This window comes from Nocardia sp. CA-119907 (assembly GCF_050955995.1).
GTDB lineage: Bacteria > Actinomycetota > Actinomycetes > Mycobacteriales > Mycobacteriaceae > Nocardia.
In genome coordinates, this window is sequence record NZ_CP192091.1 from 5,962,706 (window position 1) to 5,985,839 (window position 23,134).

Genomic DNA, 23,134 nt, shown 5'->3' on the forward strand with positions numbered 1-23,134 from the left:
TGCACTTGCTGACATTTCCATGGTATGGCTATGCGAACTCGCACACCAGGAATTCGGCGCGGCGGTCGTGTCATGAAATGTCCAGCTACCCTGTGGATTCCGTGGACAAGAGCGGCGCACGCTGGTCGACATGACCACTATCCGGATGCCACCATGGACGACAGGCTCGACCTTATCGAGCACATCGAGGTACACGATAGGGCTTATTTTCGCGGAATTCTCTCCGCGTAAATGTGTCGACAATGCGGCGAGCAGCATGCACCGCGACCGACTCGGGGAGACTGCAATGGGGCGCGCATTCGACGAGCGGCAGCTGGACCGATCCGCTGAGCCACTAGCGCAGTCGACACAGCTGTTACGGCTACTTGTGCGCGCGATCGACGCACTCGCCAGCGATTTCGACGTGATCGAACTGTGCCAACAGTTATTGGAGGCCGGTATCGAGGTCGCGGATGCGGCCGATGCCGGAATACTGCTGGCCGACCAGCGCGGTGAGCTCCACGTACTGGCCTCGACCACCGAAGCTCCGCAACTGCTGGAGCTGTTGCACTTCGAGGGCCCTGGCCTGCGCGCCTATCAGAGCAAGAGTCCGGCAACCGTGCCCGATCTGCGTGACGCCCAGGACCTTTGGCCGGATTTCGCCCGTGCGGCGCTGGCCGCCGGATACCGCTGCGCCTACGCCGTGCCGCTGCGGCTGCACCGCGACAGCATCGGCGCGCTCACGATCCTTGCCGCCCCCACCGCCGCGCTCGGCCATCTGGGTCTGCGCATCGGACAGATCCTCGCCGATATCGCCGCGATCGGCATCGCGCATCATGTCCTGCTCGCCCAAGGCGCGACCATCCACGCGCAGCTGCCCACCGCATTGCATACCCGCATCGCCATCGAGCAGGCCAAGGGCGTGCTCGCCGAGCACGGCAGCCGGGATGTGGATCTCGCATTCCAGCTCATGCGCGCGCATGCCCGCGCCACCGGCCGCCGTCTCACCGATATCGCCGCCGACATCGTCGAGGGCCGCGTCGATCTGCACGCCGAGGCGACGGACTGATTCAGGTATCGAAGCGAATCCGGTTGTCCACCACCAGCTGCGCGACCTCGGCCAGCGACAACCCGTGCGCGAACGCATACGCGCGCAGCCGCGCGTAGGCATCGGGCGCGCCGATACCCAACTGCGCGATCACGATTCCGGCGGCCTGGTGGATGATGCGGCTGGTCAGCGGCCGATCCCACCATTGCGCGGCGGGGGCGGATCGCGTCGATCCGGCGATCAGCTGGGCGATGACGAGATCGGCGATATGCAGCCCCGCCGAGATCACCGCCGGTTCCGGCCGCCCGCGATGCGCCCGATACAGATCGAGCACACCGAAGCGCACCACCCCCATCTGCAATGGCACCGCGACCATCGATCCGGCCGCCGCCACCCGGTTCAACTCATCGGCGAAGCCCGGCCACCGTTCGGCGGTCGCGCCCAGATCGGCGACCAGCACCGGCACCCCCGTGGCGACCGCGTCCACGGCCGGACCCTGCCCCGCGGTGGACTGCACCGCCTCCACCCGCGCCGCGACCGCATCACTGGCACACCACGGTTGGAGTCCGGCATCGCGCTCCTGGATCAGGATGGCCGCACGCTGCACCGGCAGCACCCGAACACAGGCGCCGCACAGGGCGGCCATCCCGCCGCCGTCGGCCGACAGCTTCGTCAGAAACTCGAGGGCCGAGAAGAACTCATCGGTCAACTGATCGAACTGCCCCACGCTAATCCTAGGAACTCTCACGACCGTTACCCCTGCCACGAGTTCGACGGTCCCCCTGTCCCAGGATTCGTCACCGTTGCGGCACCGGACCGCCACTACGCCACGGGAATACGGTGGGTCGGCACCGCCAGAATACGAAACACCCCTCGTCCACACCAGGGCCGAACGTCCCACGCCCTGGTGCCGAACGGCTGTCTCCTCGGTCGTCAGCCCCTAGGTCGTCATCACCAATGCAGGCCGGGGATGACGCGGGTCACCCGGGCGGCCGGACTCGGCAACGCCATCAGGGGCAGCACCACCGGTGCGAGGTAGGACAGGGCGCCGCGGCCCGATTCCGATTCCTGCTCCGCTTCTTCTTCGGCGGCGGCGGCCACCTCCGTCGGCTTGCCCTGTGCCGCATGCGATTCGCCGAACCACCGGAATCCCTGGTGCATGATCGTCCGCTTGACCGAGGGCATCAGCAGTTCGACCGCCTGGGCGAAGGTGCCGACCGGGGTGTCGATGCGGTGCGGGCGATCCTCGATGGCACGCACCACGATTTCGGCGGCGCGATCGGGATCCGGAACCGGCAGTGAGCGGTAGATGTCGGTGGGCGCGATCATCGGGGTGCGCACCAGCGGCATGCGGACCGAGGTGAAAGTGATTCCCGCATCGCGATTTTCGACGGCGGCAATTTCGCTGAAGTTGTCCAGCGCCGACTTGCTCGCCACATATGCGGCAAATCGCGGCACCTTCGTCTGCACGGCAATCGAGGAGATATTGACGATATGCCCGAAACGCCGCGCCCGCATCGATGGCAGCAGCGCGAGAATGAGCCGGACCGCGCCGAAGTAATTCACCGCCATGGTCCGCTCGAAATCGTGCATGCGATCGGTGGAATTCACCACCGAACGGCGGATCGAGCGGCCCGCATTGTTCACCAGATAATCGACATGACCGTGATCGGCGAGCACCGCCGCGACCAAATCCTCGACACCGTCGGAATCGGTGATATCGCACGGATAGGCGTGTGCGACACCGCCTCCGGCGCGCACCGACTCCGCGGCGGCCACCAGGTCATCGACGCCGCGCGCCACCATGATGACGGTCGCACCGCGCTGCGCCACGGCATGCGCGGTGGCCAGGCCGATGCCGGAGGAGGCACCGGTGATCAGCACGACGCGCCCGTCCAGCGGGTCACCGCTGTCGCCGGGCCGATCCCGATTCGGATCGAGGTTTTCGGCCCAGTACCGCCACAGCCGATCGGCGTAGCTGTCGAAGGACGGCACGGCCAAACCCGTTCCGCGCAACTGCGCCCGGGTGGAGTCGGCGACGAACTCCGCGGAGAACGAGGCGTGCGGTGCGACTTCGGCGGGAATTCCCATCTGCTCCAACAGGAAATCACGAACCGTCGCGACACCCGGGATATGCGAGAGCGTGCTCATCGCGAGCCCGCTACCGGGTACCGTGCCGATGCCGGTCGGTGCGCCCGCCGCCGCGGCGAGTGCACCGTAGATGTCGCCGAACGGCTGCGGCTCCGGGTTGACCAGGTGGAAGGTGCGCCCGTCGAGTCCGGTGCGGCGCACCAGTTCGACCATCGCGCCCGCCACGTAGTCGACCGGCACGATATTCGTCGCGCCCAGTTCCGGCAGCAGCATCGGCAGTTCGGCCGGGAGTGCGCCCAGGCGCGAAATGGCCGGGAAGAAGTAGTACGGGCCGTCGATCTTGTCCATCTCGCCGGTGCGGGAATCGCCGACCACGATCGCCGGCCGATACACCCGCCAGCGCACGCCCTCGGATTCGCGGACCATCTTCTCCGCCGCGAATTTGGTGCGGTGATACGGCGAGGTCAGCCGCTGGCCGAGGTCGAAGTCCTCTTCGAAGAATTTGCCCTTGTGGTCACCGGCCACGGCCACCGACGAGACGTGGTGCAGTACCGCGCCCAGTTCGCGGGCCAGTTCGAGCACCGAGCGGGTGCCGGCGACATTGGCCGCATGCGCCGTCTCCTCATCGGCGGTCATGTCGTAGACCGCGCCGAGGTGGATCACATGATCGGCCTTCGGCGCGTCCTCGATCAGTCCGAGGCCATCGGCGGTCAGATCACCGAGCATCGGAAAGGCGCGCTCGCCGCCGGTCCAGCCGGCGGCGAGTTCACTGAATTTCGCCACCGACGCGGTGCGAACCAGCACATGCACAATGGCCTCGGAATCGGCCTCCAGGAGTCCCTGCACGACCCGCCGGCCCAAAAACCCGGTTCCGCCCGTCACGATGAAAGTCGTCATCGCACATCCTCCTGCTGTCGCACTCGAATTGAGTTGTCACACATGCGCGCCCGGCATGCAGCAGTGAATGCGGACATCATTGATTCGGCCTCCGGACAACAATGGTCGGGCCGGAGTAGGGACGTCTTCACGCCTACTGATCGGTAACTTTAATCGGCACAGCTAGCCTCCGGCAAGCGAATTGCGGCCGAATGCGATGTGTGACTGGTCACCAACGGGCGTCGCGAATATTGTGTGTTACAACAGTTTTCAGATAATACCCGGACGCGAATCCCCAATCAGGACAGCGCGTTTGCCCACACGATCAACCAGACGATGCCAAAGGTCACGGCGATCGTTATACCGGCGATCGCGGTCGCCGGACGCGGATCCGGGTTCTTGCGCTCCTCGGTCAGCCCGACGATGCCGAGAATGAGCGCGAGCGGCGCCGAGAGGCCGCAGCACACACCGAGCAGACCGAGCACCAGCGATGCGATGGCCAACGGATTGGCCCGATTGACCGCGCGCGGGTAGGGCCGATAGACCGGCTGCGGCACGGCGCGTTGGATCGGCGGCAGCCCCTCCATCGCCACCGCAAGATCACCGAACGTCCTGGCGCACAGGGCCTGTCCGATTCGATCGCTCAGTTCGTCGGCATCGAGACGACCCAGTTGAAAGTTGTGCTTCAGCGCGTCGACGACATCTTCCCGATCGGCGTCGGCCGCGCGGAAATTCGGGGTGGCAGCGAAGGGATCCATCTGGTGCCCCCTGATGATCGGAGGAACGTCGTCGTTGTCTCCGATCGTATCCCCGTGCGCGATGGCCGTTACCAACTCGAGACCACCGCCACCGGCTCAGCGTTTCTCGGCGCGGGCAGGCGGCGATTCCAGCGGCGGGCGGCCCCGCAGATAGGACTCGAAGGCGTCGAGATCGATGGGGCCGACGGTCTTGTCGGCGCCCTCGGTGAAGACGGTGAAGCCGTCGCCGCCGGAGGCCAGGAAACTGTTGGTGGTGACGCGGTAGGTGGCGACCGGATTGAGCGGCTGGCCGCCGACGCGCACGCTGTCGGCCACCACCTTGCCGCCCTTCGGACCGGATTCGACATAGGTGTAGGTGAGCCCGGCGGGTGACAGGACGGTCGGCTTGCCCGCGATATTCCATTGCTGTTCGAGCAGGCGCAGGATCTGACTGCCGGTCAGTGTGACGGTGACCACCTGATTGCCGAACGGCTGGACGGTATAGATATCGCCGTAGGTGATCTCACCGGACTTCAGGTCGGTGCGCACCCCGCCCGGATTCATGAACGCGGCCACCGCCGCGGCGGGTGCGGCCGCGGTGACCGAGAGCATCGAGTCGGCGATCACATCGCCCAGCGGGGATTCGCCGGAGCCCGCCGGTTCGTGCGGCAGCGACGCGGCCGCGATGCCGACCGGCCGATCCGCGCGGGGCCTGGCCTGCTCGGCATAGAAGTCGATCAGGGCGGTGGTGGCCGCGTCCGGGGTGACATCGCGGGTCACCACCCGGTTGACCGCCGAGGCCTGGACGCCGTCGGCGCCGAAGCGCAGGGTGATATCGGTGATCAGCCGACCATAGGAGGCGGCCTGGGTGACCACCTTGCCGTCGATAGTGCAGACATACGGCTGATGCGAATGTCCGGTGAGCAGCACCCGCACCGCCGGATCCACGCCGGTGGCCAAGGCGGTGACCTCGCCGGAGATATTCGCGCAGCCGTTGTAGTCGACCGCGGCGTTCTGGGCCGGCTTCTGCACTCCGCCGTCGTGCAGCAGCGCGACAACGGTTTCCGCGCCGGCCGCGTTCACCTCGGGGACGTACCGATTGATGGCCGCGAGCTCATCGCCGAAGGTGTAGCCCCGAATGCCTTCGGGGAGAACGATACTCGCGGTCTCCGGGGTCACCGTGCCGATGACACCGATCTTGTGTCCGCCGACCTGGAGCATTGTCCACGGGCGCAGCGTCGGCGGCAGCTTGCCGTCGGCGTCGGCGACATTGGCGGCCAGATACGGGAACTTCGCACCGGTGAACGGCGCACCCGGCGAGCATCCCGCGAGCGCGCAACCACCCTGTCGCAGCCGCGCCAATTCGATAACGCCGCTGTCGAATTCGTGATTTCCCACCGCGGATGCGGCCAAGCCGATGGAGTTCAGAAAGGTGATGGTCGGCTCGTCGTGGAACAGTCCGGAGACCAGTGGGCTCGCGCCGATATTGTCGCCCGCCGCGACCACGGCACTGGCCGGATAGGCCTGCTTCAACCGTGCCAGATGGGTGGCCAGGTACGCGGCGCCGCCCGCGTCGTATCCGGCGATCTTGCCGGTGGAACCGGCGGGCGGCTGGAGATTGCCGTGTAAATCGTTGAGCCCGAACAGATGTACCTCGTTCGACTGCGCCCCGCGCAGATCGTTGGTCGAGATCAGGGGGATCACCCCGGGCACCGATGTGGGGGCCGAGCCACCCTCCGATGCGGTACCGCACCCCGCCACCAGGGCGATGCTCACGAGTCCCGCGATGATCGTGCCGATGCGATGGTGCGCTGTCATGCTTCCGACTTTCCCACGCCCGGGTGCCATCGGCATGAATCCCATGCGAACACACCGGCGGCGGGGCCGATCTGCGACCCCGCCGCGCGGATTTCCCGGCCTACACCCGGCTCGCCGCGAAGTCCGCGGCCGGCCAGAATGCCCAGCCGTAGTTCCCGTGCTGGCTCGGGTCCAAGCCGCCGCCGCAGACCGGATCACCGGCGGTGCAGTAGTCGGCGGTCTTCCAGGCGTAGTTGCCGGGAACGCCCCAGCCGATCAGGCGCAGGGGGTCGCCGAACAACAGAACCGCGGACACCTTCCATTCGAGATCGCCGGGAAGCACGTAGATCCCGGGCAATGCGGTCACGATGCCGGTGCCGACCACGCCGTGCACGACGGCCGCACCCTGTGAGTAGCCGACCAGGATGAACTGCTGATCCGGGCACATCTGCGACTGCCGGATGACATGGTCGGTCATATCCTGGGTGCCCCGGCTGAGCGAGGTGGGGTCGAGCAGGTCCGCCGGATAGTCCACCCGATAGGCGCTGCTACTGACCGGAAGTGCCTGCAGCAGTGTGTCGTACAGCGGATCGCCGACGACGGAGCCGAGCCACCCGGGTTCCCCGGTGCCCCTGGCCACGACCACATCGACATCGGCGCAGGCCGCCCGTGCCTGTGCGCCCGTGCTGGTCACCGCCCCGGCCCCGGCCACGAGCAACAGCACCGCCAATACCCGCGCCAGCCGCCGCTTCTCGAAGACTTTTACCTTCCGGATTTCCATCGTGATCACCTCTCACGCCGTTGTGAGAAGCCGGTTGACACTTGTCAGTGACAAGCGTCAACCGGCTATATCCGCCAAGGTAAGGACGATGGAGAGTTGCTTCAAGCAACTCAGCTGAAGCGAGATCTAATCAACGCTGAATCGTGTCCAGGTAATCCCCTCCGCCCAGGGAAGTTTCGGCGCTCAGGGAATGAGAACCGCTGCGCCGGTGAAACGTCCGTGTGCGAGATCCGCGAGGGCTCGATCTGCTGTACCGAGGGAGTACCCAGTTGTCGTCACATGTATCCGGTGTTCGCCCGCCAGCGTGAGGAATTCACGCGCGTCGGCGCGGGTATTGGCGGTCACCGAGCGAATCTCGCGCTCCTGGAACAGGTGCCGCTGATAGTTCAGCGACGGGATATCGCTGAGGTGAATGCCCGCGATGGCGAGCACGCCGCCGCGATCGAGCGCTTCGAGTGCGGGCAGCACCAGCTCGCCGACCGGTGCGAACAAGATCGCCGAATCCAGTTGTACCGGAGGCGGATCCGCCGCACCCTGGACCGAGGCGGCACCGAGATCGCTGGCCAATTCGCGCGCGGAGGCATCCCTGGTCATCACGTGCACCTCGGCGCCGCGTGCGAGCGCGACCTGCGCGGCGATATGCGCACTGCCGCCGAAGCCGTAGATCCCGAGTCGTCCCCCCTGGGGCAGATCCGCGCGCTGCAGTGCCCGGTAGCCGATGATGCCGGCGCACAGCAGCGGCGCGGTCTCCAGATCGGTGTAGCCGGTGGGCAGTCGATGGGCGTAAGCCGCTGGGGCAGTGGCGTATTCGGCGTATCCGCCATCGGCGTCCCAACCGGTGTACGCCGAATTCGGGCAGAGATTCTCCGCACCGCGCAGGCAGTATCGGCAGATACCGCAGGTGTGGCGCAACCAGGCGATGCCGACGCGATCACCGACAGCGAACTCCGACACCGTAGGCCCGAGCGCAACCACCTCCCCGACGACCTCGTGCCCCGGCACCACACCGGGCCGATGCACCGGCAGATCACCCTCGGCCACATGCAGGTCGGTCCGGCAGACCCCGCACGCCAGCACCCGGACCAGAAGTTCGCCGAGCGCGGGTTCCGGCACCGCTTCCCGGACGGCGTCCAGTGGTCCGGCATCGATCGGCCCCGGCCGTCGCACCCGCCAGCCGGTCATCCGCGTGCCCGCACTCGCATTCATACCGATCACTCCTCACCGACAGGGGAACGGTCCTTTCGGATTATCCCTGCCGATCACACCGGTCCATCCGTTTCGCCGACGGCGAGTCGACCTTCTGATACATTTCTGTATCGAATACATTTCTGTATCGAACCGTACGGACGCCCGAGGAGGTGCGCAGTGGCATCGACAACCGATGCGGACGCCCCGGCGCGCCGGGTGACCCGCCGCCGCACCGAGACCCGCAAACGCCTGCTCACCGCGGCCTATGAGGTCTTCGCCGAAGAGGGTTTCGGCCGTGCTTCGGTGGAGCGCGTATGCGACCGGGCCGGTTTCACCCGCGGGGCGTTCTACTCCAACTTCACCTCCCTCGACGAGTTGTTCCTGGCCATGTGGGAGCAGCGGTCGGCCGACATGATCGCCGGTGTCCGAGCGACGCTGGACGGTTTCTCGGTCGATGGTGTCGTCGATGTCCGTACCGCGGTCGAGCGCCTGGACCGCGCCGTGCCGATCGACGAGGACTGGTACCGCATCACCGCGGAGTTCACCACGCACGCACTGCGCACGCCCGGACTGCGGCAGGTCATGGCCGATCGCGAGGAGGCGATCGTCGCGGCACTCATGCCGACCATCGTCACCGCACTCTCGCGCATCGGTCGGACCGTTCCCGATCCCGTCGGACTCGGTCAGGCCCTGGTCGCGGTGCACGACGGCACCGCCGTTCAGGTGCTGATGGAACCCCGTAGCCGCAAGGTGCGCACGCGGCGCACCGATCTGTTCCGCCACATCGTGCTGGCCTACAGCACCGAAACCGAAGGATGACCATGTCCGATCCCAGTCCCGAATTCGCGCAAGAGGCGGATGTCATCGTTGTCGGCGCTGGCCTGGCCGGTCTCGTGGCGACCCACGAACTGGTCAAGGCGGGCCGCAAGGTGCATGTGCTGGATCAGGAGAATCGCAATAACCTCGGCGGCCAGGCGTTCTGGTCGCTCGGTGGGCTGTTCTTCGTGGACAGCCCGGAGCAGCGCCGCCTGGGCATCAAGGATTCCTACGAACTGGCCATGCAGGATTGGCTCGGTTCGGCGGGTTTCGATCGCGACGACCAAGACCTCTGGGCCCGCCAGTGGGCGCAGGCCTATGTCCGCTTCGCGGCCACCGAGAAGCGGGACTATCTGCACGAATTGGGTTTGCGGGTAACCCCCTTGGTCGGCTGGGCCGAGCGCGGCGGTGCGTTCGCCGACGGGCACGGCAATTCCGTACCGCGCTTCCACCTCACCTGGGGCACCGGCCCCGAGGTGGTGCGGGTCTTCCAGGAGCCGGTGCTCGAGGGCGAGCGGCGTGGCCTGGTCGGCTTCAGCTTCCGGCATCGGGTCGACGAGCTGATCGTCGAGGACGGCGCGGTGGTCGGTGTGCGCGGCAGTGTGCTGGAGCCGACCGATCTGGAACGCGGCCGGGCCTCCTCCCGAAATGTGGTCGGCGACTTCGAATTCCGTGCCAAGGCGGTCATCGTGACCTCCGGCGGCATCGGCCACGATCACGAACTCATCCGCCGCAACTGGCCCACCGAACGGCTCGGCCCCGCGCCGGAGACCATGATCTCCGGTGTTCCCGCGCATGTGGACGGACGAATGCTCGGCATCTCCGAGGCCGCCGGCGGCGCGATCGTCAACCGGGATCGCATGTGGCACTACACCGAGGGCATTATCAATTGGAATCCGATCTGGCCGGATCACGCCATCCGGATCATCCCGGGCCCGTCCTCGCTGTGGTTCGACGCCAATGGACAGCGGTTGCCCGCACCGTGTTTCCCCGGGTTCGACACCAACTCGACGATGAAGGAGATTCTGGCCACCGGCTACGACTACTCCTGGTTCGTGCTCACCCAGTCGATCATCGAGAAGGAGTTCGCGCTCTCGGGCTCCGAGCAGAATCCGGATATCACCGGCAAGGATCTCAAGCTGACGCTCAAGAGCCGGTTGGCCAAGGGCGCTCCCGGACCCGTCGAGGCTTTCAAACAGCACGGGGTCGACTTCGTCGTCGCGGATACGCTGCGCGACTTGGTCGATGGCATGAACAAGATCGCGCGTGGTCCGCAGTTGGACCACGACGATCTGGAGCGGCAGATCATCGCCCGCGACCGTGAGGTCGCCAATAAGTACTCCAAAGACGCCCAGTTGATGGCGATCAACAACGCGCGCCAGTACTTCGGCGATAAGGCGGGCCGGGTGGCCAAACCGCACCGCATCCTGGATCCGGCGCACGGTCCGCTGATCGCGGTGCGGCTCAATATCCTGACCCGCAAAACCCTCGGCGGACTGCAGACCAATTTGGACTCCCAGGTCATGCGTCCGGACGGGACACCACTGCCCGGGCTGTACGCCGCGGGCGAGGTGGCCGGATTCGGCGGCGGCGGTGTGCACGGATACAACGCGCTGGAGGGCACCTTCCTCGGTGGTTGCATCTTCTCCGGCCGTGCCGCCGGTCGAGCCATCGCGAAACTCGGCTGACCGTTAGCCCTTACAGCCGGTCGCGGCGACGCTCGATGGCGCCTGCGGCACGGTGGCGGGAACCGCCGTCATCGGTGCGGGCGGCGGTTCCGGGATCGGCTCGGTGTAGAGGCTCAGGCCGGTGTCGCGCGGCCCCTGTTCCAGGAAGATCCGGGATATCTCCACCTGATGTCCCCGGACATCGGCGATCTGCGCCGAAAACGGTCCGGGTCCGGCATTGCTGATCGTCCAGTAGTTGTCCATGCCGCGGTTGAGCTCGAGCCACGGGCCGTTGTCCGGTACCGACCGTAATGCCACCCGCTGGATGGGATTTCCCGATCCGGTGATCAACATGGCCAGCCAATGGGCTGACGAGTCCGGCTTCAGCTCATAGTTCAGTTCGGGTGCGGGGAAGGGATCGCGGACCACGGCATAGCGGACCTGCGCGACGCCGTCGGACCGGTCCGCGATCTGTTCGAAGGCGGCGGTACTCAAATCCAGTTGTCCCGGCGCACATCCCGGGCAGCGATCGGCGATCAGCACCCGGACGTCACCGCGTGGGCCGTGCACATCGAGATAGGCGCCACACAGATCGGCGTGGGCGTATTCCGCGGTGGAGATCCCCACATAGAAGCCATCGGTCGGCAGCCCGGTGAACGAACAGGCAACACCGGGACCGAAGGCGTAGTACCGCGCCTCCCCCCGCCGCACGGGTATCGACGCCTCCACGGTATGCCGGTTCACGATGTCGGTACTGCTGGTGGCCACCAGCATTCGCGACGTGGTCGCGATATCGGGAAGCGACCGCGTGGCAGCGCAGGACGGCTGCGGCTGGGGTCTGGCGATCCACAGCGCCAATACCACCACGCCGAGCATCACACCAATGGACGTCCACAGCCACCTCGAACGGAAGTGCCGCTGTCTGATCGGTATTCGGTGCACCGCTGTCCCCGACTTCCGGCTCACCCAACTCGCGGACTCTCGATCCTGACTCGATCAGGAAAGCAAACCGACCCGCGACGCATGACTCGAACGAAAAATCTACGCAGTGAAACACTCACATGTCGGCAATCCCACGGCAAATAGCCAGCATTCGACTCGGCGCTGTCGCCGAAGATCGGAAAAGATCCGTACCTACGAGGTAACCCTTGCCGGTTCCGCGTCGACGCCGGAGAGTTGATGATCCATCCGATCGCGCTTGGCGCGCAGGTAGCGGATGTTGTGTTCGGTCGGCGTCGCCTGCAGCGACAGCCGCCGCACCACCGTGACCCCATAATCTTCCAGCCCCATCTGCTTGGCCGGGTTGTTGCTGAGCAGCCGCACCGAACGGATACCGAGATCGGCGAGCACCTGCGCACCCGCCGCATACCTGCGGGCATCGACCGGCAACCCGAGTGCCAGATTCGCTTCGACGGTATCGGCCCCGCGGTCCTGTAATTCATACGCGCGCAATTTGTTCAACAACCCGATGCCGCGGCCCTCCTGGCCGCGCAGGTAGATCACCACGCCACTGCCCTCTTCGGCCACCGCCCGCAGGGCGGCGTCGAGCTGATCGCCGCAATCGCAGCGCAGCGAGCCGAGAGCATCACCGGTGAGGCATTCCGAATGCAGCCGGGTCAATACCGATTCGCGGCCCGGGTCGCCGAAGACCAGTGCGAGCGTTTCGGTTCCGGACACCTCGTCGCGATATCCGACGACGCGGAATTCGCCGAATCGGGTCGGCAGGCGAGTCTCGACCACCCGGGTCAGGGTGTGCTCGACGCGGCGGCGGTACTCGATCAGATCGGCGATCGAAATAATCGGCAGTGCATGGGTTTCGGCGAACTCGAGCAGCTGCGGAAGGCGCGCCATCGATCCGTCGTCGTTCACGATTTCGGCGATCACACCGGCCGGTCGGAGTCCGGCCAGCCGGGTCAGGTCGACGGCGGCCTCGGTATGCCCGGCACGGCCGAGTACACCGCTGGGGTGCGCGCGCAGCGGGAACACGTGGCCCGGTCTGGTCAGATCGTCCGGTCCGGTGCGCGGATCGGCCAGCGAGCGCACGGTGCGCGCGCGGTCAGCGGCCGAGATCCCGGTCGTCACACCGGACGCCGCGTCCACCGACACCGTGTACGCCGTCCCCTTGGGGTCCTCGTTGACCGGTGTCATCGGTGGCAGCCGGAGCCGGTCCAGATCCGCACCGACGAGCGGCGCGCACAGCACGCCACTGGTGTGCCGGACCATGAACGCGATCGATTCCGGCGTCGCCAAGGCGGCGGCCAACACCAGATCGCCCTCGTTCTCCCGATTCTCATCGTCCACCACGACGACCATGCCGCCCGCCGCGAGCGCGGCCAGAGCGGTCTCAATGGGATCCAGCGCCGACCCGATCGTGCGACGCTGATCTGCGAACTCGGTACGCATGACCACCTCCTATATGACTAGTAGAAGTATTTCGACTAGTCATAGGAAGCGCGCGTCCCGGTGAGTGGACGAACTCAGGAAGCGCGGCGCCCCTTCCCCTTCGCCGCCTTCTTCTGCGGGAGCCGGTCGGCGAGTTTGTCCACGTCGGCGAGCAGTTCCCTGGCGAAATCGCGCTCGGCCTCGTAATGGCGCACACACCAGCGCAATACCGCCCCCGGATAGGCCCAGTCCGGGTTCTCATCGGCGCCCTCGGCGTCGACCTCGGCCAGTTTGCGCATCTTCTCCGCGTAGCCGATGTGCTCGGTCAGGATTTCGCGCAGCCGGTCCGGTTCGGCCAGATGACCGAGCCACGCACGCAGCATGACGCTGTGCTTGAGCACCGGCGCCTCCACCGGCGCGTGGTTCACCCAGTGCGCGGCGGCGGCACGGCCGCTCTCGGTGATCGCGTACATCCGCTTGCCGCGTATGCCGTCGTCCTGGAGCACGGTGCGCGAGGTGGCGTAGCCGTGTTTCTCGAGGCGTTTGAGCTCGGCGTAGATCTGGCTGAACGATGGGCTCCAATAGAAGAATTGCAGGCTCCAGTCGGCCCATTTCTTCAGGTCGTAGCCGGAGAGTTCCTCGGCGTGCGAGAGCATGCCGAGCACGGCCCAACTGGTCGTCGGCAGATCGGGGACCCGGGCGTCCACCGGGGACTTCGCTTCGGTCACGGTAGGACTATATCGCTTAGGCATATTTCGGGTCTTCCCGTGCACAGACAGCCAGCGTCTACACGAGCTCCCGGAAGTAGGTCTCGAACCCTCCTGGCGTGATGATCTCGACGATTCGTCCGGGCACAGAGCCTGCGTTCCACATGACATGCATCTGGCCGCGCGGCTTGGTGAGGTAGCCGCCAGGCTCCAGCACCACCTCGTCGTCGTCGGATCGAAACCCGATCTCACCCTCGAGAACGATTGAGTGCCGAGATCCTGGTTTGGGAAATGCGCGCCGGCGTCCAGTTCTGACCCCCGGTGCCCATCGACCGGCAGGGGCAGGGATGTGACTTTCTCGGGTTCAACATCCGCCGCTACCACGGCCTCCCGCTGATCAAGCCCAGCGAAGGCGACCGCTGACGCCGAGCGGGCTGGTTGCGCGCGTTGGATCGGCACGCGAAGCCGCTGCTGCCCCGACGATCCCCGCGGTGTTCTGCAGCGCGGCGGCCACCACCGGCGTGCGGCTCTTCAGCAGCGGAATCCATTTGTCGCCCTTGCGGCTGACCCCGCCACCGGCGATGAACAGGTCGGGCGAGATCGCGTTTTCGATGGCGATCAGCACCTTCGTCACCTCCAGGGCCCACCGTTTGTAGCTCCAGGCGTGCTTTTCCTTGGCCGACGCGGCGCCCCGACGCTCGGCTTCCATTCCGCCGACCTCGATGTGACCGAATTCAGTGTTGGGCAACAACACCCCGTTATGGATCACCGCCGAACCGATGCCGGTGCCGAAGGTCAGCAGCACAATGACGCCGTCGTTGTCCTTGCCGGCGCCGAACTCGACTTCGGCCAATCCCGCCGCGTCGGCGTCATTGAGCAGGGTTACCGGCTGTCCGCCGAGTTCGGCGCTGATCACCTCCTGGGCGTTCAGTCCGATCCAAGACTTGTCGAGGTGCGCGGCGGTACGGGCTACGCCGCCGCTGACCACACCCGGATAGGTGACACCGAGTGGCGCGTCCCACTGGAAGTGCTTCACCACCTCGCGGATCGTGTCGGCGAGAGCCTCCGGAGTAGCCGGCCGCGGGGTCGGGAGTTTGAAGCGGTCGCCGATCAGCTGCCCGGTGCCGAGATCGACGACGCCGCCCTTCACGCCGCTACCGCCCACGTCGATGCCGAAGCCCCAGCGATGCGGACTGGCCTGGCTCGGATTTTCGATGACCGAAGCGGTGGTATCGGTCATGGACACTCCCGTACGTGGCGGCGGCCCCCGCTCCGCAGATTCCGGGCTGATCGTTACCGTGGGTTTCGTCGAGTTCCCCTGGTCACGAATCGGATATCGAGGCAGAGATTTCGGGAGGCTGCCCATATTCCAACAAAAAGGGCGCAAAGGGTTCATTCACAACGGCACCGCCCGCTTCGGGCACCCCGCTGAACGGACACGGCGCATGTCAGGGACATGCCCCAATACTGATGGTGCACATAACATCAAGCATCTATTCTCTCCCCCGCACCGGTATTCCTGCTACCCGCAAAAGCGCCGGTTCCATTGCAGTTCGGCAGCGTATGTCAACGCTGCAATACCAGCGGAATTGCGGGCGAAGCATTCACGGTTACGGGACTCGGGTGCCATCAGCGCCAGCGCCGACATGTGAGCCCACATCTCGCCAGCCCACAGCGAGAACATCAAGTTCTACCAAGGTCATCTATGTGCTGCTGTGCTGGTAGGCGTGCATTGTGGCCTCGATGGTCTCGGGGTCGAGATCGGCGGTGACGTGCGTAAAGCCGGCGTATGACCGGCTGTGCCCCTGTCATGCTTGCGGTATGGCGGCAGGGGCGGTCGAAATATTCGAGCGGCAGCGGGCACGATTGCTCGGTCTGGCGTATGAAACGCTCGGTTCGGCGGCCGACGCCGAAGACATCGTCCAAGAGACGTTCCTGCGGTGGCACAATACTGAACCCGGCTCGGTCGAGGTGCCATGGGCGTGGTTGGCCAAGGTTGCGATGAACCTTTGTCCGAACCGGCTCGACTCCGTACGCAGTCGCCGAGAGCGATACCTCGGGACGTGGTTGCCCGAGCCGGTGTTGCCGCCGGACAGTGCGTTGGGCCGTTGGAGACCGTCGAGCAACGCGACACGGTGTCGTTTGTGTTCCTTGTGCTTGCCGGGCGGCTCACCCGGAGCGAATGAGCGATGTTCGTGGAGGCATTCGGCTACGGCGATCGTGCGGTGGCCAGGTTGATCGAGCCGATGGCCTGCCACGGAATCGCCGCGGTCGAGGAGCAGTCGTGGAGACGCCTGTGAACTCTGCCGATGTCATCGTGGTGGGTGGTGGCCCCACCGGCCTGACGGCCGCCGGTGATCTCGCTCGCGCCGGACGGTCGGTGACCGTGCTGGAGCGATGGCCGCAGATCAACCCGGCCAGCCGGGCATTCGCGACCATGGCTCGCACCCTGGAAGTCCTCGACGCCCGCGGTCTGGCCGAGGATCTACTCGCACAGGGCAGCACCACACCGGCGGTGAACCTGTTCGCGGGCGCGAAGGTCGATCTGACTCACCTGCCCTCGCGGTACCGCTGCGGGCTGATCACGCCGCAGACCAATGTCGACCAGGCCCTGGCCCGCTATGCCGAAGCACAGGGAGCGGATATCCACCGCGGTGTCGAGGTCGTCGGCCTGGTGCAGGACCGCGACGGTGTCACGGTGACGGCCCAGCACAAGGACGCACCGGTGGACACCGAGACAACCCGTTGGCGCGCACCGTATCTGGTGGCCGCCGACGGTGCCCACAGCACCATCCGAACCCTGCTCGGGGTGGAATTCGCGGGCAAGTCGGTGTTGTCCTCGGTGGTGCTGGCCGATGTGCTGCTCACCAATGGGCCAGCCGGTGTGGCTTTGACGCTCGGTGACATCCGCGACTGCTTCGGATTCCTCGTCCCCTACGGCGACGGTTCGGGCTCCCGCTGGTACCGGTCGATGACCTGGGATCGCCGCAACCAGCTGCCCGACTCCGAGCCGGTGGACGAGTGCGAAGTGGAGGACGTGCTCACGCGGGCGATGGGACGTGATGTCGGCGTGGCCGAGATCAGCTGGCGTTCCCGGTTCCACTGCGATGAGCGCCAGATCCACGAATACCGTTCCGGACGTGTATTTTTCGCAGGCGATGCCGCGCACGTGCACTCTCCGATGGGCGGGCAGGGCATGAACACCGGCATCCAGGATGCCGCCAATCTGGCTTGGAAGCTGGACGCCGTCCTCGGTGGCGCGAACGACGCGGTGCTCGACACCTACCACGCCGAACGCCACCCTATCGGCCGCCGCGTCCTGCGGCAGAGCGGCGCGATGATGCGTGCGGTCACGGTGAAACCGCGCGTCGCGCGCTGGATGCGGGACCGAATCGCCCCGAAAGTGCTCGGCTTCGGCCCGATCTCGGACGCGATCGCGGGCAGCTTCGCCGGAGTTACCCTGCGCTACCCGTCCGGCCGCGGCCAGTCTCCGCTGGTTGGAACCCGCGCCACGGAGACTCCCCTCCGGGGCGACCGGCTCACCGTGCTACAGCGCACACCCGGCTTCGTCCTCATCCGGGAACGCGGCACCTCCCCCGTCGCAACGAATCTCATCCAAGCCGAACGCACCGACACAGGCCCCGCCCTGCTGGTGCGTCCCGACGGCTATATCGCCTGGGCCGGACGCACCGCCGCCGACCGCGGCTGGCGCGACACCCTAGCCTGCTGGACCCAAAAGAGTTGAACCCAACTGACCTCCACAGCCGCGACAATGGCCCAGCTCAGTGACCGCCCCTCGATGGTCATCGGCGCCGGTCTGGTGTCGATGACCATCGAGTGATGTGCTGGGTGGGTCATCGCTCTGAATCCGGGGGCAACCGCGGATGAGACTTGAACTGGTACTGGTGATTTCAACAATCGTCAGCGCGGTCGCCGGGCGATCATCGGTGTCCGACAGCGGGCGGTTCGCCAACCGCAATCAGATCGCCGCACGCCGACTGGGCTGGCGAGGATTCCGCCAGGAACAGCATCTCACCGATTGGGCGTCAAAAGCACCAGCGGGATCTCACGGGTGGTCTTGCGCTGATAGCCGGCGTAGCCGTCGTACGCCGCGACGACCCTGGGCCACAACGCCGCGCGTTCTTCCGCAGTGGCCACACGAGCCGCCATCGGTTGCTTGGGACCACTCTGCAGCGCCACCTCGACATCGGGATGGTCACGCAGGTTCAGAAACCACGCGGGATGGGTGGGATCACCACCGCGCGAGGCCACGATCACGATCATCTCGCCATCGATGACCGGCGCAGTCAGCATGACCTTCCGCGGCTCACCGGATTTACGACCGATCGTGGTGAGCTCGAGAGTCGGCATCCCCACGATCGTCCTGCCCAACCGCCCGCCGCTTACTTTGAGCAGGGCACGGTGAATGGCGTTTTGGATCTTCAACTGAGTATCACTTGGCATGGTGCGCAACCTACATCGGCACGCGTGCCACCGGGCAAGTACAGGTAGCCACGGGCCCCAGGGCTACGGCCCGCCGATGTTCGGCCGGTACCGCCTGCACCACGACCACTCCTCTCGATTACCTCAGTGGTGGCCGTCGCGCGTACGTGACGAAGCGCAGGATCCATTCGAGCGGACCGTATCTGTGGCGGCTCATCCACCACGTGCTCGTCACAAGCTGGCTGCCGAAGATCGCGAAGGCGATCAGGAGGACCAGCGGTGGCGCTATTCGGCCGACGAGACCGAATCCGCACCCGGTAAACACCAGAACGCAGATCACCGATTGGCCGATGTAGTTGGTCAGCGCCATCCGGCCGGCCGCGGCAAAGCTTCGTGCCGGCCGAGTTCCTGTGCGGGAGTGCACCAGCTGCAGCGCGGATGCGCCGTAGGCCGCGGCGAGCAACGGCGCCGTCAGGAGTCCGACCGCCATCGTTCCGGCGTCATGGGTACCGCCGCCGGATGCGAAGACCAGCGCTCCAGCCAGCCCCACCGGGTATCCGAACCACTGGATTCGCCGCAGCAGATGCGCGTACCGAGCGAGGTCGGACAGCACATGATGCCGGCCCGCCGCCAGTCCCACCAGGAACGCGGACAGCGCAAGCGCTGCCTGTCCGGCGTTGCTCGCCAGCTGCGCGGGGAGCAATCGCAGATGCTCGGCGATGACGCTGCCCGGGCCACCGCGGAACGCATCGGTGGTCCGAGCACCCTCGATCAGCGCCGCGGCGGAATCGGCTTCCACGGGGCTCCCAACCAGTAGCAAGATCACAGCGACCGCGGCGGTCAGCCCGAGCGCGCTCACGAGGGCGACGGTCGTAGAGACCTTCCTGACCGTGAGCAGAATCAATCCGACGAGTGCATAGGACGTGAGGATGTCGCCGTGGAACAGCAACACGGCATGCAGAACACCCAGCACGAACAACCCGCCGAGACGGCGCAGAAAACGGGGAGTGAATCTGGCGTCTGCTCGTGCCGCGGAGTCCATCTGCAACGTGAAGCTGTAGCCGAACAGGAAGGAGAACAGCAGGTAGAACTTCGTATCGATGAGGAAGGCGGTCAGCCACGTGGTCGTACTGTCCAGCCGAGAAGCATATGCCGGGTCGGTGGCGAGGTGGGCCGGGTAGCCGGATGCGAAGTAAACGATGTTGGCGACGAGTATGCCGAGCAGGGCGAAACCGCGCAATGCATCGATCTCGGCGATGCGATCCTCTCGGTCCGTGCGCACGTCGTCCACGTTCGATGTGGTCTCAGGCGTCCTCCGGTGGTGTCGCCGCATCGCGGATCCCTCAATAGTTGTCGACCATGCCGGAATCCGACGGTATTGATACGGAGTGGTTCAGCGCATCGTGCTACCGCCCCAGACCCCTGCGATACCCCAGTACGATTCGACGGTCACTCGTGATACCAGCGAGCGAGTTGGGATGTTGCCGACACGTTCAGAGTGCCGGCGTGGTGGTGGCCCGGGATTGCGCGAGCGGGCGCGGTGTTCGTTGCCGAGAACTTCCCCCACTTGACCACCGGCGCACTCGAGGGCGGCATCTACCGAGTGAAACATCCCGTTCAGTGGGATTCGAAACATACGACCGGCACCGCCTTGTGACAGGTTTCACAAATCATCACCGTCGAACACCACCAGGTCGTTCCCGAACTGCGGAGCCCGATTCATGTCCACCATTCCCAAAGATGCCGCCGCTGCCGAAAGACCCAGCGGCGCAATCGAATCCGCTGACACCGGCCGACTCGACGGCGCATCGCCCGCCAGGATATTCGCCGTTCTCGCGGTCATCGTGGCGTTCACCGAGGTCGCCCCGATGCAGTACACGATCGTCGCGGCCGCACTGCAGAAGATCGCACCGACCTTCCCCAGCGTCGGCGCGAATATCAACTGGGCCATTATCGTCTTCGGCCTCATCGGCGCCGCCGCGTCGCCGCTCATCGGCAAGATGAGCGACGTCTGGGGCAAGAAGCGGATGTTCCTGGTCTGCGGCGTGCTGTTCATGATCGGATGCGCGCTCGACGCGGTCACCAGCTCCTGGGGGCTGTTCCTGATCGGACGCGGGTTGCAGGCGACCGCCATCGCCACCGCGGTCATCGCCTACGGATTGATCCGAGATCTCCTGCCGCGCAAATATGTTCCGCTCGGCCTCGGCGTCACCGCGACCGGCCTCGGACTGTCCGCGGTCGGCGGGCCGCTGCTCGGCGGATACCTCGTCGACAACTACAGCTGGCGCGCGATCTTCTGGGTGCTGGCCGGATTCACGCTGCTGATGCTGCCGCTGGTGTGGATCGTGGTGCCCGAATCGAAGTTGCGGGTCAGCGAGCGCATCGATGTGTTCGGTGCGGTACTGCTGTCGGCCGGGGCCGCGTTGACGCTGATCTACCTGGACAAGGGCCAGGATTGGGGTTGGCACGAACCGCTCACGCTGGCCTGGCTGTTCGGCGGCATCGCCCTGCTGGTGTTGTTCGTCGTGGTCGAGTTGCGGGTCAGCCGGCCGATCATGGATATGAAACTGCTGTTCCATCCGCGGGTGGCGCTGGTCCTGGGCGGTGCGCTGTTCGCGTCGTTCCTCATCGGCGTCCAGTCCTACGCACTGGGTTATATGACCCAGACCCCGGATTCCGATACCGTCGCCGCCGGTGTCCAGCAGGCCACCCTCGCGCAGATCCAGCAGCAGACCGGTCAGCCGATGCCGCCCGCGATGGTCCAGGTGCTGCTGGATCCCGGGTACAGCTACGGAAACGGTTTCACCCTTTTGCAATTCGCCGTCCGGGTCGCGCTGTTGCAGGCGGTACTCGCCATGATCTGCGGCGCCCTGGCCGGTGCGCTGGCCCGTAAGATCGGGGCCCGGCTGCCATTGGTCTTCGCGCTCATGCTGTTCGTCGGCGCGGGCGTCGGCTACGCCGTCCTGCCCCATACCTGGGTCGTATTCCTGTGGGTGAGTGCCGCATTCGGCATCGGGTTCGGTTTCTACTACGCGTCCATGCCCATCCTGATGGTCGAGGCCGTTCCGCAGGAACAGCAGGGCATCAGCCTCGGCATGCTGGGCGTCATGCAATCCATGGGCGTCGCCATCGGCTTGGCCATTGTCACCGCCTACCTCAACGCCAGTCCGATCACCGCGCGGGTGAGCGTCGCCGGTCAGCCGGCACAGGGATCTGTCATCCCCCAGGTCTTCGCCGACCACGGCTACGAAATGGGCTTCTGGTTCGCCGCGGGCGCCTCGGTGATCGCCCTGCTGATCGCCCTGGTCATGCGCCACGGCCGCACCCCCGCCACCGGCGGCACCGCCCACTGACACCACGAGATACCGCGGGCCGGGACCATCGGGTTCCGGCCCGCTTTCGTGCACCTGTCAGTCGGTGAAGCCGTCCATCATGGACAGCACGCGGAGCATGACCTCGTCGGCGCCGCCGCCGATGCTGAGCAGGCGGCTGTCGCGGAAGGCGCGCGAGGTCCAGGTTTCCGCCATATACCCCATGCCACCGTGGATTTGCAGGCACCAGTCGGCCACCTGACGGCCGAGGCGGGCGGCCTCCAGTTTGCAGATCGTGGCCATGCGGGTGACATCGGTGCTCGCCATATAGGACTGGGCGGTGGACTCGGTATAGACGCGGAGCATATCGACGCGGGCAGCGAGTTCGGCGTAGGTGTACTGCAGGTACTGGTTCGCGGTCAGTGGGTGGCCGAACACCTTTCGCTGCCGGGCATAGTCGCGGGTGAGTTCCAGTTCGTGCGCGCAGGTGATGGGCACGCTGTAGGAGGCGAACATTCGCTCCATCACGAACTGCGACATCTGCTGCTGGAAACCGCGTCCGATCTCACCGATGGTGTTGCGCACGGGAACTCGGACATTGTCGAGGGTGAGCAGACCGGTGTCGGAGGCGCGCATGCCGAGCTTGTCGAGTTTGCGGTCGACCCGGAATCCGGGGGTTTCGGTGGGGATGATGATCTGGCTGATGCCGCGGTAACCGCCCTCGTCGGAGGTGCGCACCAGGGTGCAGAGCCAGTCGGCCTGAAGGGCGTTGGTAATGAACATCTTCGAGCCATTGATCACCCAGTCGTCACCGTCGCGACGGGCGTGCGTCCGGATCCCCGCCACATCCGAACCGGCCTCCGGCTCGGTGACCGCGACACCGCAGACCACTTCACCGCGCATGGCCGGCGCGAGGAACTCCTGTTTGAGTTCCGCACTGCCGTGCGCGTGCAATGACGGCGTCGCCATCGCGACGTGCACACCGAGCGCCATCGGGAAAGATCCGTGCGCTACCCGGCCGAGTTCCTGGCACAACACCACCGTGAACAGGTGGTCCGCGCCCTGGCCACCGTAGGCCGGATCGTATTCCAGCCCGAGCATGCCGAGTTTCGCCATGTCCGCGAAGATCTCGTGCAACGGCATCCACTCGGCGCGTTCCCACTCGTCGACATGCGGATTGATCTTCTGCTCGAGGTACCGCCGAACCAGCGCACGGAATTCCTGGTGCTCATCGCTGTAGATCACGTCGCCCTCCTCACCGAGGCCCCCACTCCGACGCTAGTCGAGCCCCTTATCGGAGGCGGCCGAATC

The 23,134-nt window shown here is 65.9% G+C and carries 20 protein-coding genes; 6 read left to right on the top strand and 14 right to left on the bottom strand.

Translation table 11 applies throughout. From position 1 onward, the window contains the following. The first annotated feature begins 286 nt into the window (after positions 1-286). Positions 287-1,048 (top strand): GAF and ANTAR domain-containing protein, encoded by a 762-nt coding sequence (locus ACQP2D_RS26295; RefSeq protein ID WP_433678580.1) that lies wholly within the window; start codon positions 287-289, stop codon positions 1,046-1,048. Between the two features lies 1 nt (position 1,049). Here the strand turns inward: ACQP2D_RS26295 and ACQP2D_RS26300 are convergent, their stop codons facing one another. The 6 genes from ACQP2D_RS26300 to ACQP2D_RS26325 form a co-directional block, all read right to left on the bottom strand. After that, the gene (locus tag ACQP2D_RS26300) at positions 1,050-1,754 is read right to left on the bottom strand and encodes a GAF and ANTAR domain-containing protein (protein ID WP_433678581.1); all 705 of its coding nucleotides are present in this window, start codon (positions 1,752-1,754) and stop codon (positions 1,050-1,052) included. A 224-nt stretch (positions 1,755-1,978) separates the two neighbouring features. Further along, on the bottom strand, positions 1,979-4,015 hold the full coding sequence (locus ACQP2D_RS26305) for an SDR family oxidoreductase (RefSeq protein WP_433678582.1): 2,037 nt from the start codon (positions 4,013-4,015) through the stop codon (positions 1,979-1,981). 278 nt (positions 4,016-4,293) lie between these two features. Then, complete coding sequence (locus ACQP2D_RS26310) at positions 4,294-4,752, bottom strand: DUF1707 and DUF4190 domain-containing protein (protein ID WP_433678583.1); 459 nt, start codon at positions 4,750-4,752, stop codon at positions 4,294-4,296. A gap of 96 nt (positions 4,753-4,848) precedes the next feature. Beyond that, positions 4,849-6,549 (bottom strand): bifunctional metallophosphatase/5'-nucleotidase, encoded by a 1,701-nt coding sequence (locus ACQP2D_RS26315; RefSeq protein ID WP_433678584.1) that lies wholly within the window; start codon positions 6,547-6,549, stop codon positions 4,849-4,851. A 100-nt stretch (positions 6,550-6,649) separates the two neighbouring features. Then, on the bottom strand, positions 6,650-7,309 hold the full coding sequence (locus ACQP2D_RS26320) for a cutinase family protein (protein ID WP_433678585.1): 660 nt from the start codon (positions 7,307-7,309) through the stop codon (positions 6,650-6,652). A 183-nt stretch (positions 7,310-7,492) separates the two neighbouring features. After that, the gene (locus ACQP2D_RS26325) at positions 7,493-8,491 is read right to left on the bottom strand and encodes a zinc-binding alcohol dehydrogenase family protein (RefSeq protein ID WP_433685771.1); all 999 of its coding nucleotides are present in this window, start codon (positions 8,489-8,491) and stop codon (positions 7,493-7,495) included. Positions 8,492-8,674: 183 nt separating this feature from the next. On the opposite strand from ACQP2D_RS26325, the gene ACQP2D_RS26330 reads away from it, so the two are divergent. Together ACQP2D_RS26330 and ACQP2D_RS26335 are read left to right on the top strand one after the other, a co-directional pair. Then, the gene (locus tag ACQP2D_RS26330) at positions 8,675-9,316 is read left to right on the top strand and encodes a TetR/AcrR family transcriptional regulator (RefSeq protein WP_433678586.1); all 642 of its coding nucleotides are present in this window, start codon (positions 8,675-8,677) and stop codon (positions 9,314-9,316) included. After that, on the top strand, positions 9,313-11,001 hold the full coding sequence (locus ACQP2D_RS26335) for an FAD-binding dehydrogenase (RefSeq protein WP_433678587.1): 1,689 nt from the start codon (positions 9,313-9,315) through the stop codon (positions 10,999-11,001). Before ACQP2D_RS26330 ends, ACQP2D_RS26335 begins: the two co-directional genes overlap by 4 nt. Positions 11,002-11,004: 3 nt before the next feature. Here ACQP2D_RS26335 and ACQP2D_RS26340 read toward each other — a convergent pair whose 3' ends face one another. The 5 genes from ACQP2D_RS26340 to ppgK all read right to left on the bottom strand — a co-directional run bounded on the left by ACQP2D_RS26340 (position 11,005) and on the right by ppgK (position 15,309). Next, a complete protein-coding gene (locus ACQP2D_RS26340; protein WP_433678588.1) occupies positions 11,005-11,856 on the bottom strand; it encodes an expansin EXLX1 family cellulose-binding protein in 852 nt (283 codons plus the stop codon). Positions 11,857-12,114: 258 nt separating this feature from the next. Continuing rightward, the gene (locus ACQP2D_RS26345; protein ID WP_433678589.1) at positions 12,115-13,383 is read right to left on the bottom strand and encodes a bifunctional 3,4-dihydroxy-2-butanone-4-phosphate synthase/GTP cyclohydrolase II; all 1,269 of its coding nucleotides are present in this window, start codon (positions 13,381-13,383) and stop codon (positions 12,115-12,117) included. A 74-nt stretch (positions 13,384-13,457) separates the two neighbouring features. After that, positions 13,458-14,090 carry a PadR family transcriptional regulator gene (locus ACQP2D_RS26350; protein ID WP_433678590.1) on the bottom strand — a complete coding sequence of 211 codons (633 nt, stop codon included), beginning with the start codon at positions 14,088-14,090 and terminating at the stop codon, positions 13,458-13,460. A gap of 58 nt (positions 14,091-14,148) precedes the next feature. Next, positions 14,149-14,418 carry a cupin domain-containing protein gene (locus tag ACQP2D_RS26355; RefSeq protein WP_433685772.1) on the bottom strand — a complete coding sequence of 90 codons (270 nt, stop codon included), beginning with the start codon at positions 14,416-14,418 and terminating at the stop codon, positions 14,149-14,151. Between the two features lie 48 nt (positions 14,419-14,466). Next, the gene (gene ppgK, locus ACQP2D_RS26360) at positions 14,467-15,309 is read right to left on the bottom strand and encodes a polyphosphate--glucose phosphotransferase (RefSeq protein WP_433678591.1); all 843 of its coding nucleotides are present in this window, start codon (positions 15,307-15,309) and stop codon (positions 14,467-14,469) included. Between the two features lie 581 nt (positions 15,310-15,890). Between ppgK and ACQP2D_RS26365 the strand changes: the two genes are divergently transcribed. Beyond that, the gene (locus ACQP2D_RS26365; protein ID WP_433678592.1) at positions 15,891-16,307 is read left to right on the top strand and encodes a sigma factor; all 417 of its coding nucleotides are present in this window, start codon (positions 15,891-15,893) and stop codon (positions 16,305-16,307) included. Between the two features lie 46 nt (positions 16,308-16,353). Next, positions 16,354-17,814, top strand: a complete 1,461-nt coding sequence (locus ACQP2D_RS26370; RefSeq protein ID WP_433678593.1) for an FAD-dependent oxidoreductase — start codon at positions 16,354-16,356, stop codon at positions 17,812-17,814. A gap of 287 nt (positions 17,815-18,101) precedes the next feature. Here the strand turns inward: ACQP2D_RS26370 and ACQP2D_RS26375 are convergent, their stop codons facing one another. Then, entirely contained in the window at positions 18,102-18,533 is a 432-nt protein-coding gene (locus ACQP2D_RS26375; RefSeq protein WP_433678594.1) for a nitroreductase family deazaflavin-dependent oxidoreductase, read from the bottom strand. Between the two features lie 118 nt (positions 18,534-18,651). Beyond that, complete coding sequence (locus ACQP2D_RS26380; protein WP_433678595.1) at positions 18,652-19,794, bottom strand: DUF418 domain-containing protein; 1,143 nt, start codon at positions 19,792-19,794, stop codon at positions 18,652-18,654. 439 nt (positions 19,795-20,233) lie between these two features. Here ACQP2D_RS26380 and ACQP2D_RS26385 point away from each other — a divergent pair, with 439 nt between their 5' ends. Further along, positions 20,234-21,865: an MFS transporter gene (locus ACQP2D_RS26385; RefSeq protein ID WP_433678596.1), complete on the top strand. Its 1,632-nt coding sequence runs from the start codon at positions 20,234-20,236 to the stop codon at positions 21,863-21,865. Positions 21,866-21,922: 57 nt separating this feature from the next. Here the strand turns inward: ACQP2D_RS26385 and ACQP2D_RS26390 are convergent, their stop codons facing one another. Next, complete coding sequence (locus ACQP2D_RS26390; protein WP_433678597.1) at positions 21,923-23,068, bottom strand: acyl-CoA dehydrogenase family protein; 1,146 nt, start codon at positions 23,066-23,068, stop codon at positions 21,923-21,925. Between the last annotated feature and the right edge of the window lie 66 nt (positions 23,069-23,134).

Excerpts from the sequence above, each read along its gene's own strand:
- ACQP2D_RS26320 (WP_433678585.1), bottom strand. The coding sequence starts at position 7,309 with ATGGAAATCCGGAAGGTAAAAGTCTTCGAGAAGCGGCGGCTGGCGCGG.
- ACQP2D_RS26305 (WP_433678582.1), bottom strand. The coding sequence starts at position 4,015 with ATGACGACTTTCATCGTGACGGGCGGAACCGGGTTTTTGGGCCGGCGG.
- ACQP2D_RS26310 (WP_433678583.1), bottom strand. The coding sequence starts at position 4,752 with ATGGATCCCTTCGCTGCCACCCCGAATTTCCGCGCGGCCGACGCCGAT.
- ACQP2D_RS26375 (WP_433678594.1), bottom strand. The coding sequence starts at position 18,533 with ATGCCAAGTGATACTCAGTTGAAGATCCAAAACGCCATTCACCGTGCC.
- ACQP2D_RS26295 (WP_433678580.1), top strand. The coding sequence starts at position 287 with ATGGGGCGCGCATTCGACGAGCGGCAGCTGGACCGATCCGCTGAGCCA.
- ACQP2D_RS26385 (WP_433678596.1), top strand. The coding sequence starts at position 20,234 with ATGTCCACCATTCCCAAAGATGCCGCCGCTGCCGAAAGACCCAGCGGC.
- ACQP2D_RS26325 (WP_433685771.1), bottom strand. The coding sequence starts at position 8,491 with ATGACCGGCTGGCGGGTGCGACGGCCGGGGCCGATCGATGCCGGACCA.
- ACQP2D_RS26340 (WP_433678588.1), bottom strand. The coding sequence starts at position 11,856 with ATGCTCGGCGTGGTGGTATTGGCGCTGTGGATCGCCAGACCCCAGCCG.
- ppgK (WP_433678591.1), bottom strand. The coding sequence starts at position 15,309 with ATGACCGATACCACCGCTTCGGTCATCGAAAATCCGAGCCAGGCCAGT.
- ACQP2D_RS26335 (WP_433678587.1), top strand. The coding sequence starts at position 9,313 with ATGACCATGTCCGATCCCAGTCCCGAATTCGCGCAAGAGGCGGATGTC.
- ACQP2D_RS26345 (WP_433678589.1), bottom strand. The coding sequence starts at position 13,383 with ATGCGTACCGAGTTCGCAGATCAGCGTCGCACGATCGGGTCGGCGCTG.
- ACQP2D_RS26315 (WP_433678584.1), bottom strand. The coding sequence starts at position 6,549 with ATGACAGCGCACCATCGCATCGGCACGATCATCGCGGGACTCGTGAGC.
- ACQP2D_RS26365 (WP_433678592.1), top strand. The coding sequence starts at position 15,891 with ATGGCGGCAGGGGCGGTCGAAATATTCGAGCGGCAGCGGGCACGATTG.